Below are 16198 nucleotides of genomic sequence, written 5' to 3'. Positions count from 1 at the left end.
CTGCCTGCATCATCTAGTATTGGGGCTAGACCATGTTTTGCGGAGGCTTCTGCATTTTGTTAAGCCACGCCCCTTTCTAGCACCTGTTGTTCTGGCCATATTCCAATCAATATCATTGCGTTGGTAAACCTTGTAGGTAAATCCCGTTCCATCCTTACCTGCATTATACTCTACGCTTCTTGTAAAATACTTATTGTTCTCATAATCCTTGAGGTGGCGATAGGTTTCACCCGTCCCCTCAGGCGAATGTTTAGGTGGCGGTGGATCATCCGGGATGTTCTTACCTTTCCCCGTCCCCCCAGGCATCTTCTTCGCTAATTCCTCTTTGCCTGCCTCCATCTCACTCCAGAAATTCTGCTGCTGGCTATTTTTTGTAACAAGCTGCTTCGGTTCGTAGAGTGAACCAGGTTCGGGACCATTCGTTGCATATTTTGGACCGGACAGACCGTTCTTCATCCGGGTCATCGTATCCTTTACATGATCTGCGGTTTTCTTCACTTCTTGTTTGACCTGCTGCTTCCATCCCGTCCACATTTCATCCAGTGCGGACACGTTCTTGTGCAACACTTCTTTCAGCCTGGACGAATTCGCTAGAAGCTTGTTCATCTGTGTCTTCAGCTTCCCAGCTAGATCGAACGTACTTACATTGCTTGCCAGCTTCTTCGCTTGCGTCAGCACTTTCCCTAGACCGGCATTCAGCGCCTCCCCCGCATTATCCGCTATTTTCCCGATCGCCTTCGCGACATCGGCTCCTTTGTCCGCTATTTTGCTTACAGCTTTCGTCGCCTTCCCCACCACATTTGCGACTTTCATGAATTTCTTACTATTCACAAACAGTTTAGTTCTTGTTACTGCCCAACCTGCACCAGGCACTGTCGCTGCTAATGAAAGGCTTGCATTCAAATAATCCCCCCGCAGCGCATAGATCCCCGCATTCGCCAAATCTGCGATTTCTCCTACACCCGGGATCAGGCCCGCCACATCCAGCACCGTCTGGCTTACATCCAGCACCTTACTCCAAAACCCTTTTTTCTTCTTCTTCTTCTTCGGCTGCTCTTCGGGGGCGGCTTCTTCCGGCACGGCCACTTCGCTCACGAACGGGGCTTCGTATTGCGGCTCCAGGTCTTCGACCTGCACGGGCAGCTTTATGATGCCATTCATCGTCAGGCTGCTTCCCCGCAGGTCCGACATCCCGTCCAGCACCAGACTGCTGTCCCCGCATTGCAGGAACAGAATTTCCTTCGCTTCGATCTCTATACTTTTCTCGCTGTCCAGTACCAAATCCTGCACGGCTTTCATTTGGATGCCGCTGTTACTCGTAATCGATATGCCTCCGTCGTCCAGTGTGATGAACAGGCTCCCTTCGGTCGCGATCAGCGACATCTCTGCATCGGTCATCCGCATCTCTTTCCCGAAGTTCGTTCCCCAGCTCTTAGTCGCCGGATCCGCAGTCTTCGGGGACGGGCTGCTGCCCCGTCTCACCGATCCCATCGCGAACGCGTCTTGTTCACGCCCGCTTCCGAAATACACCTGCACCGAATCTCCCGCTTGCGGCATACAGTAGAACCCTCCACCGTCACTCGCGTAGACCGCGGAGTACGGCATCCAGCTCGCTTCATTCTCCGCTTGGGTCGCATCCACGTTCAGATGCACTTTTACGGTATCCTTCGTGACCGCCAAGATCTTGCCTTCCAGCGAAGCTCCTGCCAGTTCATCGTTGCGGATTTCATTTTCCCGGATCCCGCTGTGGGGACTGAGGGTATACGTATGTATAAGCATGCCCTGCATAAGCCTGCTCTCTGCCGTTGCTACCCGCAGCTCCTGTCCTTGAAATTGTACGGTATCTCCGAGTCCGAACCAGCGCCGTGTCTCTACCCGGTAAGAGGTGAAGTCTGCTTCCCTTACGTCAGATATTTTGAAAAGACTGCAAGAAAACGAAGTTAACAAAAAACAGGTTAATCATGGTGGCATCTGACCATAATCGACCTGTTCTATGTACGCTCTTACGTTATTAACGTTATACTTTTCAAACAAGTGTTATTGGTTGATAATGAGTTCATTCTGTACCTACCCACTAAAATCACTACTTAAAAAATATAATAATAGGATTAAAAATTGTTTCAATATTATTTCTCATCATCTTCTAGGTCTTCATCACTCATAATATACTCTATATCTTCATCAGTGAACTCGTTACCTTCTGATACTGGATGTCCATTAGGATCTAACATCCCCATTACCGCTTTATCTCTGTCTGATACAATTATAGTATAATCTTCAAACAAAAATGGATTTGGTGGTAAATCTACAGTAACTCTCCAAGCAGGTCGAATATCATCATTCTCTCTATTTTCTAAATCTACTTTAAACGTATAGGCTTCGTCAAAAAATAAACTTTCTATTTGCACATTAACCGTCCCATCCAATTCATGTTCTTGATGGTACTTTTTTGCGATTTCAATTGCTTCTTCTGGGGTCGAAACAATTTCAATCGTGATTTCTTCTATTTTACGATGATGTCTAGGAAGATCTTCTTTCTTCAACTTTATATATTCGTTAAATTCTTCTTCAGTTAAACTCTTAAACTCTTCACTTGTCATTTTTTTATATTTATTTAACGACATATTATCATCATTTCCTTTTATTTAAATTTTCTTCTTAATCCGTCAATATACTCAAACGAATGATCTAACGAAGCTTCATCAAATAGATGTTTATTCTTCATAATTTGTTCAAATACGTATTCTTCTCTTTCTAATCTACTCAGCTTTGTATATGAATCTTTTCCTATATCTAACCATTGTTCTGCGTGATATCCTTCATGGTATATATTAACAACAGTAGGATTTTTCTTGATAAATATCCTACCATACCCATAATCGAATGCCGCTTCATAATTCCCTTTGAGAATCTTCCCTTTTTTATCCACTTTCACAGGTACCCCTAGTTGTTCCCATTTTTTCTTGAATTGTTTCACCTGTTTACTTGTTGCGAGTGTTTCTCCTATAGCATTAGTTTGTTTATTTACTTTTCTATAATCATAACTTTCATTAGCTCTCTTATCACCTTCCCCCGTTCCCTTAGAACCCCCACCTTTCCCTTTCTTCAACCTACTCCGGCCCATAAGCATACTCAGGGTAAACACCGCTGCCTTCACAATATTCGAATCTGCATGTTCGCTCAGTGCATCTACCCCGGAGCCCATCGCCAACGTCGCCATGTAGTTGACTCCCATGCCCCCTGCTAGGTGTAGCACTTTTTTCAGCTTCGAGTGTTTTTCCAGGAGGGTATTCATGCCGCTCTTCAGCTTGCCAGCTAGATCGAACGCGCTCACATTGCTCGCCAGCTTCTTCGCTTTTGTCAGCACTTTTCCTAGACCGGCATTCAGCGCATCCCCCGCGGTATCCGGTTATTTTATTCTTTTCTACCCATCAACTTATGAAAAAAACCACAATACGGCGGCTAACTCGTATTGTGGCGTTGTTGGAGATATTGTACGTTTTCAAAAATTACATTTTCTTGACAGTCTCGACCTAACATATGTGCAAAAACATTGGTCGATAGGACAGCCACTATAATTAAATAATACCTTCATTCGGAACTAAGTAGCCTTCAAACAATAGATTCTCTACTAACATTAAATGGATCAACATTCTTTTCTTCTAGTAGATCTTCAAATTTCTCCGTTCCATACTTTACAAAATACTCATATTCTGACTGTGAGATAAAAAAAGCTAATAGAATTTTTCCGTCTTTATCTTCACTTTTAGTCGGAACATGACTATATTCTTCTGTGAACGCAAATGGTTCAGTAAAGTAAACTACGTTTTTTTTATACTTTTGAACAAATGATTTCTCAATACTTTCAATGCCGCTAATTGCTATTCCTCGCCCTATTTGTACTTGGTTACCTATACAATAAAATAATGCATTCGCAAGAACATACCCAGCACTGCTAAATGCCCCATCAACTACCAATGAAATCTCAACATTATCGCCTACTACTTCCTCATACTTGCTAAATCCAAGAGTGTTATAAACTAAGCATTCTTCAAATACATTTTCGTATTTCAAAATTTGTATACTTGGCATTTCTTCATTATTTTTGAACACCTCTCGGTCAATTGGTTCACCTAAAAAATGGCTGTAATGGTCGTAGTAAAGTTCTCCATAGTTAATCATCCTTATTTACTCCTTTATGTGTTCCTTCTACTCCTTCATATTTATGACCGATATTACATTCATTACATTGAACCCTTAAACGCGCATTGTACTCATCCAACACTTCCACTCGTGTTGGTGGCACTTCACCAGCTTTCATACTTGCAACTCTTTCCGCCCAGGTATCTGGGTAATGGTCTAAGTCATATCCAATTCTTTTTACGGGGCCATTTTTAGTATTAATAATAATACTATCTGGGATGTCTTTTCCACAAGTAGGACAGATCATTTTTCCTGATGTGTTTTTTGGCGCCTCACTTTCCGCTTTAGCACGAGCGCCTTTTCTAAAACCACCTCTCTTATATAAACTATCTGTGGTAACATCACCCGTCCCCCCAGGCATCTTCTTCGCTAATTCCTCTTTGCCTGCCTCCATCTCACTCCAGAAATTCTGCTGCTGGCTATTTTGTGGTAGAGGATTATCCGGTTTGCTGAATGAAACATTAGAGGGACCATCCATTGCTTTTTGTGGACCGGACAGACGGTTTTTCAGCCGGGTCATCGTATCGGATACCTGATCCATTACTTGATCTGCGGTTTTCTTAACTTCATGTTTGACCTGCTGCTTCCATCCCGTCCACATTTCATCCAGCGCGGACACGTTCTTTTGCAACACTTTTTTCAGCTTGGACGAATTCGTCAGGATGGTATTCATGCCGCTCTTCAGCTTGCCGGCTAGATCGAACGTACTTACATTGCTTGCCAGCTTCTTCGCTTTAGTCAGCACTTTCCCTAGACCGGCATTCAACGCCTCCCCCGCATTATCCGCTATTTTTCCGATCGCCCTTGCGACATCGGCTCCTTTGTCCGCCACTTTGTTTACGGCTTTGGTCGCCTTCCCCACCACGTTCGCAACCTTCATGAATTTCTCGCTCTTCATGAGTAGCTTCGCTCCGGTCGCTCCCCAGCCCGCAAAGGGCACTGAAGCACCTACCGAAAGGCTTGCATTCAAATAATCCCCACGCAGCGCGTAGATCCCCGCATTCGCCAAATCTGCGATTTCTCCTACACCCGGGATCAGGCCCGCCACATCCAGCACTGTCTGGCTTACATCCAGCACCTTACTCCAAAACCCTTTTTTCTTCTTCTTCTTTGGTTGCTCTTCGGGGGCGGCCTCTTCCGGCACTGCCACTTCGCTCACGAACGGGGCTTCGTATTGCGGCTCCAGGTCTTCCACCTGCACGGGCATCTTTATGATGCCATTCATCGTCAGGCTGCTTCCCCGCAGGTCCGACATCCCATCCAGCACCAGACTGCTGTCCCCGCATTGCAGGAACAGAATTTCCTTCGCTTCGATCTCTATACTCTTCTCGCTGTCCAGTACCAAATCCTGCACGGTGTTCATCTGGATACCGCTGTTACTCGTGATCGAGATGCCTCCGTCGTCCAGCGTGATGAACAGGCTGCCTTCGGTCGCGATCAGCGACATCTCCGCATCCGTCATCCGCATCTCTTTCCCGAAGTTCGTTCCCCAGCTCTTGGTCGCCGGATCCGCGGTCTTCGGTGACGGACTGCTGCCCCGCCTCACCGATCCCATCGCGAACGCGTCTTGTTCACGCCCGCTTCCGAAATACACCTGTACCGAATCTCCCGCTTGCGGCATGCAGTAGAAACCTCCACCGTCACTCGCATAGACCGCGGAGTACGGCATCCAGCTCGCTTCATTCTCCGCTTGGGTCGCATCCACGTTCAGATGTACTTTTACGGTATCCTTCGTGACCGCCAAGATCCTGCCTTCCAGCGAAGCTCCTGCCAGTTCATCGTTGCGGATTTCATTCTCCCGGATCCCGCTGTGGGGACTGAGGGTATACGTATGTATGAGCATGCCCTGCATTAGCCTGCTCTCTGCTGCTGCTACCCGCAGCTCCTGTCCTTGAAATTGTACGGTATCTCCGAGTCCGAACCAGCGCCGCGTCTCTACCCGGTAAGAGGTGAAGTCTGCTTCTTTTACGTCTGCGGCTCCCACCGACCAGGACATCTTCAGCGCGTGCAAATCTCTTGTTACTGTATAATTCTGATCCTTGAGTTCATGATATCCGCCATCCGGGACACCAAAATACAGCTTCGGCGCATCCGCCGTCACCTCCGGGATCACCACCGCTCCGAACCGGGATGCGATTCGCCGCAGGAACTGCCAATCCGTCTCGCGGTACTGTACCGTCAGCCCTCCCAGCTTCGTGCCGCTGCTCACGTAGTCGATGAGGTCAGACTTTGGGTAGGCTGATAATACCTGACGGATCACGTCCTCACATTCCATCTCGCTATGCTGAAACGAACGAATTCGCGGCTCGATGTCCAGCAGATACGAATAGGAGACGGCCTCCAGTTCCAGGATGTATACCCCCAGCCCGGTAAAATTCCTGCGCAGGATGGCTTCCGGAGTGCAAGGTTGATCAGGAGTAATACATTCTCTTTCAGCTGATCGTCCACAGCACGGACGATCGGCCAGACACAGGTCTGCATGCGCATAGACTGTTTCTTCAATTATTCGCTACTCCCACCTTTGATTTTTGACATACAAAAACGCTTATTCCTATCTCATGATTCAAGTTGGAATAAGCGTTTGAAAATTGGTAAGTAGTTTTTCAATTTTTAGAGTTTGGTTTGGTGGTTGTACTATACTATCTTGATGTTAATAGCTCAACTTTCGCAGAGTCAGAATCGAATTCAGACCCCGCTAGGGTTAGGTGGAGCATGTTTAAGTCAGGATCTTGCCAACATAGAAAAACACTGCTTCGTTTGGTAAAGTGAGATTGTCGAATATCCACTAAACCACAGAAGGTGTCTAAAATAATCGACCTGTTCAATGTAAAGATTGTAAAATTAAAGTGTTTGATTTGCGGTAAAAATAGAAGCATTATTCACGCTTTCTTTTTCACCGCATTAATGACACCTAATATATTTTGTCTTAAATTTTCCTCCATGTTATTTTCATACTGATAATGACCATCTATTCCTCTATGAATTATTGAATTCATTACAGGGTGATACTCTTTATTTGTTGCTTGAATTAAGTCCTCCGCAAAATTAACTGCCTGTTTTTCACTGTATTTAAATCCATTAATCAGTAGCGCTATTATCAAGGCATGTGCCTGTGGCTGATTCATCTCGTCCCTTTGAACAATAGCATTTAATGCGCCAAAACAAAACGCTGCAATAACTTGTCTTTCAAGCTCAGATGTATCCTCAAACCTGATTCCAATTAGTTCAAATATTTTAGTTAAAAAAAGCCTTAGCTCACTTGTCGCATTATTTACTTTTACTCCGTCGAGTTTCTCGGGTTCTAAAAAGTCGCTCATTATCTATCTCCCATCATCTTTACCTTATTATAAATAAGTGTTTAGTAAATATATAATGTACCTTTAGGCCATTTCCCCTTCCATCCACATGGACAGTGTCCGAGTTTGAAAACGGATAGCATTTCGCTAAAAAATCTTGGACAACCATTATACTCAACATAAGCACTTTCAATACCTGCATTAAGTAATAACCAACCCAATGTACCACCAAACTCTTCTTTTATATTTTTCTCTTCAATAACGTCGTAAAGTTTAGAGATAGCAGTTTTATACTGTAGTGACTCTCTTACTACAGCAACAATTGAATTAAAATCCCTAACACTATATCCCAGTTTTTTCAGAACAAAATTTGAAAGCTCATCCCTACTGCTTGATATTACCTCCTCCCATTCTTCTTTATCGTCAAGTTCCTCTGCCTTCTCCCATCCAGCAACAAGTTGTACCGAACATAGTAAATCTATTTCTTCTATGTTACCACAATTAATAAACCACTGGATATTCTCAAACTCGTTTAATAATTCTTGATTAACTATAATCTCTTTCATCTGTTATACCTCCCATTTTCCAGCAATAATAATGAAACTTTATGGTTTGTAATCTCTATAAACGCCATATATCCTACCCGGAATCTTCGGTACTCCATTCTTTCCAAACTTTAACGGAACATTCATACCACCAAGCAAACCGTATTTTACTCTTTGATGAATTGCTTCTTTCAAAGATTTCTTTACCTGATCCGGTGATAGACCTGCTGCTTCCAGGGAACGTTTTAAAGCTCTTGTATATTCTAAATTTGTTGGGATATCACCTACACGTGGACCTGCAGGATATTTTTTAGTGACTTCTCTGAATTGATCCCAGAATTTCTCCATTTCTTGATGTGCTTTATAGTGCGGGGTTCCGACAGGACCACTAATGATGTTTCCATCAAGTTCAATTGTTACTCCTTTATCAGTTGGAATTACTGAACCATACGCTGCGTCTTGGTTTAAATGATGCTTTTGAGTCCCCGATCCATCATTTTTCCATTCTCCGTATTCCTTAATCTCGATGTCATCTGGTTTTTTTAGATTACCTTTACCCGTCCCCCCAGGCATCTTCTTCGCTAAATCCTCTTTGCCTGCCTCCATCTCACTCCAGAAATTCTTCTGCTGGCTATTTTGTGGAAGAGATTTATTTGGTTTGCTGAATGAAAAATCAGAGGGGCCATCCAGTGCTTTTTGTGGACCGGACAGACGGTTTTTCAGCCCTGTCATCGTATCGGATACCTGATCCATTACTTGATCTGCGGTTTTCTTCACTTCTTTTTTGACCTTTTGCAACACTTTTTTCAAATTGGATGAATTCGTCAGGATGGTATTCATGCCGCTCTTCAGCTTCCCGGCTAGATCGAACGTACTTACATTGCTCGCCAGCTTCTTCGCTTTTGTCAGCACTTTTCCTAGACCGGCATTCAGCGCATCCCCCGTGGTATCCGCTAATTTCCCGATCGCTTTCGCGACATCAGCTCCCTTGTCCGCTATTTTGCTTACAGCTTTCGTCGCCTTCCCCACCATATTTGCGGCTTTCGTGAATTTCTTACTATTCACAAACAGTTTAGTTCCTGTTGCTGCCCAACCTGCACCAGGCACTGTCGCTGCTAATGAAAGGCTTGCACTCATATAATCCCCGCGCAGCGCATAGATCCCCGCATTCGCCAAATCCGCGATTTCCCCATAAACCGGGATCATGCCCACCACATCCAGCACCGTCTGGCTTACATCCAGCACCTTACTCCAAAACCCTTTTTTCTTCTTCTTCTTCGGCTGCTCTTCGGGGGCGGCCTCTTCCGGCACTGCCACTTCGCTCACGAACGGGGCTTCGTATTGCGGCTCCAGGTCTTCCACCTGCACGGGCATCTTTTTGATGCCATTCATCGTCAGGCTGCTTCCCCGCAGGTCCGACATCCCATCCAGCACCAGACTGCTGTCCCCGCATTGCAGGAACAGAATTTCCTTCGCTTCGATCTCTATACTCTTCTCGCTGTCCAGTACCAAATCCTGCACGGTGTTCATCTGGATACCGCTGTTACTCGTGATCGAGATGCCTCCGTCGTCCAGCGTGATGAACAGGCTGCCTTCGGTCGCGATCAGCGACATCTCCGCATCCGTCATCCGCATCTCTTTCCCGAAGTTCGTTCCCCAGCTCTTGGTCGCCGGATCCGCGGTCTTCGGTGACGGACTGCTGCCCCGCCTCACCGATCCCATCGCGAACGCGTCTTGTTCACGCCCGCTTCCGAAATACACCTGTACCGAATCTCCCGCTTGCGGCATGCAGTAGAAACCTCCACCGTCACTCGCATAGACCGCGGAGTACGGCATCCAGCTCGCTTCATTCTCCGCTTGGGTCGCATCCACGTTCAGATGTACTTTTACGGTATCCTTCGTGACCGCCAAGATCCTGCCTTCCAGCGAAGCTCCTGCCAGTTCATCGTTGCGGATTTCATTCTCCCGGATCCCGCTGTGGGGACTGAGGGTATACGTATGTATGAGCATGCCCTGCATTAGCCTGCTCTCTGCTGCTGCTACCCGCAGCTCCTGTCCTTGAAATTGTACGGTATCTCCGAGTCCGAACCAGCGCCGCGTCTCTACCCGGTAAGAGGTGAAGTCTGCTTCTTTTACGTCTGCGGCTCCCACCGACCAGGACATCTTCAGCGCGTGCAAATCTCTTGTTACTGTATAATTCTGATCCTTGAGTTCATGATATCCGCCATCCGGGACACCAAAATACAGCTTCGGCGCATCCGCCGTCACCTCCGGGATCACCACCGCTCCGAACCGGGATGCGATTCGCCGCAGGAACTGCCAATCCGTCTCGCGGTACTGTACCGTCAGCCCTCCCAGCTTCGTGCCGCTGCTCACGTAGTCGATGAGGTCAGACTTTGGGTAGGCTGATAATACCTGACGGATCACGTCCTCACATTCCATCTCGCTATGCTGAAACGAACGAATTCGCGGCTCGATGTCCAGCAGATACGAATAGGAGACGGCCTCCAGTTCCAGGATGTATACCCCCTGAACATCCCGGACGCCAACCTCCTGGATGATCCCCTGAAACAGCTTGCGTATTTCTTGGCCCCGTTCACCGGTCTCGATCAGGGAGATATTCTCCCCGTTTGCGGTCATATCGATTTCCCGGTCCTGTTGTTCTTCGGGAAGAACAGCGGTCAGGAACAAGCGTGCATGTCCGCCTGCCTTCCGCTCCATATGTATGCTCTGGATGCTGTGCACGGGATAGGGCGAATGGCACTTGAGGTTCCATGTGCCTGTTGCGGCTTCCACAATGCCCATTGTCTCACTCCTCTCCTTTACATTACCGGATGGCCCCGCCGAACCCGCTCGTCGTCCCCTCCAGGCTCGATCCCCCAAGCTCCTGACCGTCATCCTCGATCACAATTCGTCCCCCATAAACACACTGGTTCACACATGTGCTGAGCAGCGCGGGATGTCCCTCCACAAGCACATCTGTTTTTCCGTCCATCCACGAAGTCGAAATCCCCGGAACACACGGCGCCTTCTTCCGCCCTTCAATATCGAGTTTCCCGATCTGGACAGCCGGGTTCAATAGGCTGGTACAATTCCCGAATGGCATAATGTGGATCATCGGGTTCTTGTCCTCCACATTCAGCTGTGCTTTTTCTTTCAGGTGGACGCCGTGGCTATAAGGGATTTTCAAGCGATTCAGCTGAGTTCCGCATGTACAGCTTAAGATTGCCCCGGCAACCACGTAGCTCGGCTCTGCCCCTCCTCCGTCCTGTTCCACAACATCCGGTCTCGTGATTCCTTTGATTTCTGCCATAGAGATTCCCCTCCTAAATTCAACTGCCTATGTCAGTTGAAATGCTATAATTAACGGCTTCCATTTATCTCATAACATCGGCTCCGCTGTTGTCATCTCTACCCGCTGCATACATAACCCGGTAAAGTCTCTGCGCAAAATGGCTTCCGCAAGTGCGAGGTTGATCAGGAACACATTCTCGTGCAGCCGATTATCCACGGCCTGGACAATCGGCCAGCCGCAGGTCTGTAAGCAGTCCGCATCCACCTTCAGCCGGGTGAGGCGGCCGCTGCTGTCGAACTGGCTGTCTTCGTGCAGACAGGCAAGCTGCGGCGGAACCAGGAACCAATAGGGGTACAGCTGCTCTCGTTCGGCGTCCATTAGTCCGGCCAGACGGAAGATCAGACGCGGGGCAAAGGTCTGAAGCAGCTGCTTCAGAGGATCAGACCACAGCGGATAAGGCCGCTCAATGAGGTCCACCGCCAACAGCTGGTGACTGGGCTTCAGCTCAAAATGCAGATTGGACCGCTCCAGTTCCAGTAAATCCTCCCCCTTCAGCCATTCCGGACGGATGGCTTCTTTTACACCACGCGGTTCAAGTGCCCCCCGCACACGCATATCCTGTGAGAGCTGGAACCAGTCGCTTCTCATTGTTGATGTTCCTCCTTCAGCCAATCCATAATGGCTTCTTCCGTGAACGGAAGTTCCGGCATTTCCGGACGTTCGCTGAGCAAGCTGCACGCGCCCGTATCCATCTGCGCTCCTATTAAACAGGAGCCTGAGAAATTCGTTCCACGCAGATCAGCTCCCCGGAAATCTGCACCGGTCAGATCGCACCATCCAAGGATGGCTCCGGTAAGCTTCGCCCCCGTGAATCTAGCCCCCCGCAGCTTGGCCAGAACAAATTCAGCCTCGCTTAAGTCAGCTCCGGCAAAGGATATTTCATGGAAGCCCGGAATCTCCCACTTCCCCGGATCAGGAAGCCCGCAGGCCGCCTCCGCCCGATGAAATAACGCCCCCACCAGACGACAATTCTGGAAGCTTGCACCGTGCAGCCATCCCTGATTCCATTCCGTATCCGTCAAATCGCAGCCTTCCCAGACCGTACCCACCAGATTGCTCTCTGCAAAGCTGCTACCGCCAAAAGCGCTCTCCCGAAAGGCAGAATAACGAAAATCCATTTCACTGTAATCTCCGCCTGTCAGATCCAGCCGCTCCAGTGCGCCGTATCCGTAAGCACCTTCGATCCGCTCAGCCAGCCATTTCCGAATCTCGGTCTCATCCGCAGGGTCGCTGTCCTTGCGGTAGACAGACTCGCTGATATCGAGATACTCGCCTACACGCACTTCAACTATTCCGCATTGCTCCAGCTTACGAAACCCCTCGGTAAGCATCGCCTCCGGCATCGCCCAGCGGAGCAGTGCAATAACATATTGATGCCCATGCTGCGATTCACGCAGCAGCAGCTTCTCCAGTTCGGGACGGCTGATACCTCCGGCATACGGGGAACCCGGGCGTTGTCTTTTCTCCTCCAGCAGCAGCTGGAGCTCATCCAGGTAGCCGAATGCCCAAGAAGCATCATATTCACCCGCCACAGAAGCGGGGTCAAACAGCCACGTCTCATCCGAAGCCTCTACCAGATAAACTCCGCGTCCTTCCTGCAGCCGGGTCCGGAGCATCGAATAGGTAAAATGTCCGATGGCACCCTTCTCTCCTATGCTCTGCAGCTCCGCCACCTCCCGGCACAGCTTGTCAAAGTGGCGGATGAACGCCTCCTTTAACGGCTTGCGGTTGGCCTGATACAGCTGCTCCCAATGCAGCAGTACCCGGTTACGGACCGGCCCCACAATTTCTTCCATAAACATCTCCAGCACAGCAGTCTGAGCCAACAGTTTCCCCTCCTGTTATCGCTTGCTCCAGTTTTAGTTTTTCTTCCAAAGGAACTAAACCGTTGTTCATAGGATGTTATCTGCATATCTTTACTTAGTTCGTACGTACTTCAGTTCCGCTTAAAGCGGTCGTGCCGTCCATCTTCAGGCTGCTGCCCTTGCAGGTCAGGCTGAGCTGATCTTTGGCGGAAATGACAATGCTTTTATCCGCGTTAATCATAATATCTTCCTTAGCATTGAGCTTAATCAGCTGGCTGCTGATAATCTCGATCCCGCCGCCCTCACTAAGCCGGATGAAGATCTTTCCGTCCTTTCCGGTCACAATTACCTCATCCGGGGTCATCTTCAGCTCTTTGCCGGCCGGTGTGCGGAAGAACTTGTGGTCAGGGTTGCTTAACTTGTTGCTCTCACCTTCTTCGGCATTCTGCCGCACCGAGCTGGTTGCTACACCTTCTTCCTCCTTGTTCCCCGGAAAATACACCCGGACATGATCGCCCTTCTCCGGCATGACGTACCAGCCGCTGTTGCCTTCTGCCGTGTACACAGATGAATACGGAAAGTCATGCGCTTCTCCCGCCTGCTGCTCCGAATCGATATAGAGGTGGATTTTGAGCTTATCCTTATTGATCCCGATCACTTGACCTTGCAGCGAAACTCCGATGATTTTGTCATTATAAAAGGTGTTCTGGCGAAGTCCATGACGCGAGCTTAAAATATAGCGGTGACGAAGCAGGCCCTTCTTCATTTCAGTGTACGCTTCATATACATACAGCAGCTTGCCTTTGAATTCGATCGCATTGCCCAGATCCAGTACCCGGCCCGTCTCGACCTCATAATATATGAAATCATCCTCGCCTACCTTGGCTGACGTATTCTGCGTAGTGTAACGGAATTTGTCCATTCTTTTACGAACCCGGTAGTTAAAATCCTGCAGCTTGCCTTTCGAGGAGGTATCGAACACGCCAAAATAAAACTTAGGACTATCAAAGACCGATGCAGGCATCAGACCGGTACGCAGACGTGAAGCGATCCGCTTCAAAAACTGCCAGTCTGTCTCTTCATACTGGAGCGTGAACTTGCCGATAGCCGCTCCATCTGTTGCCGCGTCCATAATATCAATATTTGAATAACCCTCCGCGATCTGATCCAGAAGCTGCGGGTAAGTCATGCTGTGGTTCTGGAAGGAACGGCTTTTCTTGCGGATGTCCAGCTCATGGGTATGGGAGACCCCCTCCACTTCAAGGATGTGGACCCCGCGGTTCACCGACACACTCAAATTCAGAATAAGTCCGCTGAACAGCACCCAGCTGCCGCCTTCTTCATTCACCTGCGTGATCTCCACCACTGTATTTGATGAGCTCAACCGGACATAGCTGTCCTTCTTCTCTTCATCCACAATACCGGTGAATTTCACATAGGTGTGCTCATTCATTTGCTTCGTAATGGTTAACTCCTGCAGACTGACCAGTTCAAACGGGCTAACCCGCAGATTATCGTAAGACAAAGCTGGTTCACTCATGAGACTCGTCCCCTTCTTCCTGTGGAATGAACTGAATGGATTTCATCATGGCCAGTGCAATCGGCTTCCAGTCCTCAAGCTCCTCGTCCGTACAGTTAAAAGTACACATCAGTGCCCGATCCTCAAGTGAAGCGAACAGAATCAGATTATACAGATTGGCATTAACCGCCGGAGTTAAAAATTCACAAGTAGCGACCGGCTTGCCGTTAATGCTGAACTCATGGTCCCCATACCATTTCGTCAGCTTCTGCGTCCGGCGCAGCATCTGGATCATGGTCTTCTTGAAATCGGACAGCTCGTCCTCCGGCAGCGGGTTCTTGGTGTGATTGACGGCAATGTTAATTCTGGCATTGGAAGTCGTATATATAACGCCGGGTCGATGCTCAGAAGGATATTTCCGCTTTGCCATCTCTTTACTCATGAGCTTAAAGGTCTGCGGGAGCAGCATACGCATCGCACCGTCCAGCAGCTCCGTTTCCACAAAGGTGTGCGGCTCGTCTCCAATCTGCACCACGGGTGCGGTTAAATCCGGTCCAGCCTCTTCCGGAATCACTCCGTAATTATCCGCAGGCTGTCCGCCTGTATTGCCGTTAAGCATGGACACAATCTTCTCATCCCAATGCTCCATCTTCACCCCATCCTTCCAATAGTCGATTGATGCGCAGCCGTTCTACTCCACCAGCATCCGCTGCATACCCCCGTGAGCTTGCCCCTTATGACCCTGTCCCCCGCGCGCATTTGAGAGAATCCGGTCCAGATAGCGGTGAATCTGCAGGCTCGGATAATCCCGGTATTCCTGTCCCAGCCGGTTCGCAATATAATGCAGGATAACACTCCGGGTGATGACACCTTCATTCATACACAGCATGGCGAACATCACATCATGCGGATCCGGCGTACCGGTACGCATAAGGCGCTGAGCATAGTCCTGAAGCACAGCCGGAGGAAGGGTGCTGGCACCGGGAGCCGCATAGGGAACCTGCAGCACCTGGAGCGTATTGTATTCTGTGGCCAGATCCGCGAAGCTCTGGTAATCCTTGCGCAATCTGGCCCCTTCCTTCAGCTTGAAGCGGGCGAGCTCCATCTCATGGGAACCGCTCCCGGACGCCGCATCTTCCAGTGCAAGCGAGGTCTGCCCCAGAGACAGGTCATGACCTGTCTCCAGCTCGGTGAACCGGAGCTTCAGAACAGTTTCTTGACCTGTGGCCTTATAAGCAATTTCCGCCGGCTCCGTCATCATATAGAGCCGCCTCTCATGCAGCAGTATGCCGGGGCTTACCGATAACCGTTCGGCGTGTACCTCCACCTCTGCCCCAGACACAATTCCATCAGCATAATCCCTGTAGTACAGCTCCCAAAACTGCCGGGGGAAATCACGCAGATCCTCAAGCATACGGGTCTTTAGAATCCGCCCTTTATGAAACTCAGGGTAAGTATAGGTGAACATTTGCGGC

15 protein-coding genes are annotated in these 16198 nt (G+C 48.7%); all 15 read right to left on the bottom strand.

Features of this window, described 5'->3' with window-relative positions:
- Window positions 1-9: 9 nt before the first annotated feature.
- Window positions 10-1947, bottom strand: coding sequence for a phage baseplate assembly protein V (locus tag NST07_RS10580; RefSeq protein WP_342481501.1), 1938 nt, complete (start codon window positions 1945-1947; stop codon window positions 10-12).
- A gap of 179 nt (window positions 1948-2126) precedes the next feature.
- Window positions 2127-2624, bottom strand: coding sequence for a hypothetical protein (locus NST07_RS10575; RefSeq protein WP_342481500.1), 498 nt, complete (start codon window positions 2622-2624; stop codon window positions 2127-2129).
- 17 nt (window positions 2625-2641) lie between these two features.
- On the bottom strand, window positions 2642-3367 hold the full coding sequence (locus NST07_RS10570; protein WP_342481499.1) for a zincin-like metallopeptidase toxin domain-containing protein: 726 nt from the start codon (window positions 3365-3367) through the stop codon (window positions 2642-2644).
- 245 nt (window positions 3368-3612) lie between these two features.
- Window positions 3613-4182: a suppressor of fused domain protein gene (locus NST07_RS10565; protein WP_341091535.1), complete on the bottom strand. Its 570-nt coding sequence runs from the start codon at window positions 4180-4182 to the stop codon at window positions 3613-3615.
- The gene (locus NST07_RS10560) at window positions 4175-6478 is read right to left on the bottom strand and encodes a phage baseplate assembly protein V (RefSeq protein WP_342481498.1); all 2304 of its coding nucleotides are present in this window, start codon (window positions 6476-6478) and stop codon (window positions 4175-4177) included. The genes NST07_RS10565 and NST07_RS10560 overlap by 8 nt, the downstream gene beginning before the upstream one ends.
- Complete coding sequence (locus NST07_RS10555) at window positions 6460-6705, bottom strand: hypothetical protein (protein ID WP_342481497.1); 246 nt, start codon at window positions 6703-6705, stop codon at window positions 6460-6462. The genes NST07_RS10560 and NST07_RS10555 overlap by 19 nt, the downstream gene beginning before the upstream one ends.
- Window positions 6706-7082: 377 nt before the next feature.
- Window positions 7083-7520, bottom strand: coding sequence for an Imm48 family immunity protein (gene imm48, locus NST07_RS10550; protein WP_341378059.1), 438 nt, complete (start codon window positions 7518-7520; stop codon window positions 7083-7085).
- Window positions 7521-7561: 41 nt separating this feature from the next.
- Window positions 7562-8065, bottom strand: a complete 504-nt coding sequence (locus NST07_RS10545) for a hypothetical protein (RefSeq protein ID WP_341378058.1) — start codon at window positions 8063-8065, stop codon at window positions 7562-7564.
- 39 nt (window positions 8066-8104) lie between these two features.
- On the bottom strand, window positions 8105-10849 hold the full coding sequence (locus NST07_RS10540; RefSeq protein ID WP_342481496.1) for a phage baseplate assembly protein V: 2745 nt from the start codon (window positions 10847-10849) through the stop codon (window positions 8105-8107).
- Between the two features lie 22 nt (window positions 10850-10871).
- On the bottom strand, window positions 10872-11357 hold the full coding sequence (locus tag NST07_RS10535) for a DUF4280 domain-containing protein (protein WP_052091975.1): 486 nt from the start codon (window positions 11355-11357) through the stop codon (window positions 10872-10874).
- A 69-nt stretch (window positions 11358-11426) separates the two neighbouring features.
- On the bottom strand, window positions 11427-11987 hold the full coding sequence (locus NST07_RS10530; RefSeq protein ID WP_342481495.1) for a hypothetical protein: 561 nt from the start codon (window positions 11985-11987) through the stop codon (window positions 11427-11429).
- Window positions 11984-13225: a pentapeptide repeat-containing protein gene (locus tag NST07_RS10525; protein ID WP_342481494.1), complete on the bottom strand. Its 1242-nt coding sequence runs from the start codon at window positions 13223-13225 to the stop codon at window positions 11984-11986. Before NST07_RS10525 ends, NST07_RS10530 begins: the two co-directional genes overlap by 4 nt.
- A gap of 94 nt (window positions 13226-13319) precedes the next feature.
- The gene (locus NST07_RS10520) at window positions 13320-14744 is read right to left on the bottom strand and encodes a hypothetical protein (RefSeq protein ID WP_341091530.1); all 1425 of its coding nucleotides are present in this window, start codon (window positions 14742-14744) and stop codon (window positions 13320-13322) included.
- Window positions 14737-15372, bottom strand: a complete 636-nt coding sequence (locus tag NST07_RS10515; protein WP_341091529.1) for a hypothetical protein — start codon at window positions 15370-15372, stop codon at window positions 14737-14739. Before NST07_RS10515 ends, NST07_RS10520 begins: the two co-directional genes overlap by 8 nt.
- Window positions 15373-15414: 42 nt before the next feature.
- Window positions 15415-16191 carry a DNA and RNA helicase gene (locus NST07_RS10510; RefSeq protein ID WP_341378053.1) on the bottom strand — a complete coding sequence of 259 codons (777 nt, stop codon included), beginning with the start codon at window positions 16189-16191 and terminating at the stop codon, window positions 15415-15417.
- Window positions 16192-16198: the final 7 nt, after the last annotated feature.

It is taken from the genome of Paenibacillus sp. FSL L8-0340 (genome assembly GCF_038593145.1).
GTDB lineage: Bacteria > Bacillota > Bacilli > Paenibacillales > Paenibacillaceae > Paenibacillus_AQ.
The sequence above is the reverse complement of the archived record's forward strand: the minus strand, read 5'-3'. Positions and strand labels throughout refer to the sequence as shown.

Excerpts from the sequence above, each read along its gene's own strand:
- NST07_RS10560 (WP_342481498.1), bottom strand. The coding sequence starts at position 6,478 with ATGGAATGTGAGGACGTGATCCGTCAGGTATTATCAGCCTACCCAAAG.
- NST07_RS10540 (WP_342481496.1), bottom strand. The coding sequence starts at position 10,849 with ATGGGCATTGTGGAAGCCGCAACAGGCACATGGAACCTCAAGTGCCAT.
- NST07_RS10575 (WP_342481500.1), bottom strand. The coding sequence starts at position 2,624 with ATGTCGTTAAATAAATATAAAAAAATGACAAGTGAAGAGTTTAAGAGT.
- imm48 (WP_341378059.1), bottom strand. The coding sequence starts at position 7,520 with ATGAGCGACTTTTTAGAACCCGAGAAACTCGACGGAGTAAAAGTAAAT.
- NST07_RS10535 (WP_052091975.1), bottom strand. The coding sequence starts at position 11,357 with ATGGCAGAAATCAAAGGAATCACGAGACCGGATGTTGTGGAACAGGAC.
- NST07_RS10565 (WP_341091535.1), bottom strand. The coding sequence starts at position 4,182 with ATGATTAACTATGGAGAACTTTACTACGACCATTACAGCCATTTTTTA.
- NST07_RS10530 (WP_342481495.1), bottom strand. The coding sequence starts at position 11,987 with ATGAGAAGCGACTGGTTCCAGCTCTCACAGGATATGCGTGTGCGGGGG.
- NST07_RS10515 (WP_341091529.1), bottom strand. The coding sequence starts at position 15,372 with ATGGAGCATTGGGATGAGAAGATTGTGTCCATGCTTAACGGCAATACA.
- NST07_RS10520 (WP_341091530.1), bottom strand. The coding sequence starts at position 14,744 with ATGAGTGAACCAGCTTTGTCTTACGATAATCTGCGGGTTAGCCCGTTT.
- NST07_RS10510 (WP_341378053.1), bottom strand. The coding sequence starts at position 16,191 with ATGTTCACCTATACTTACCCTGAGTTTCATAAAGGGCGGATTCTAAAG.
- NST07_RS10545 (WP_341378058.1), bottom strand. The coding sequence starts at position 8,065 with ATGAAAGAGATTATAGTTAATCAAGAATTATTAAACGAGTTTGAGAAT.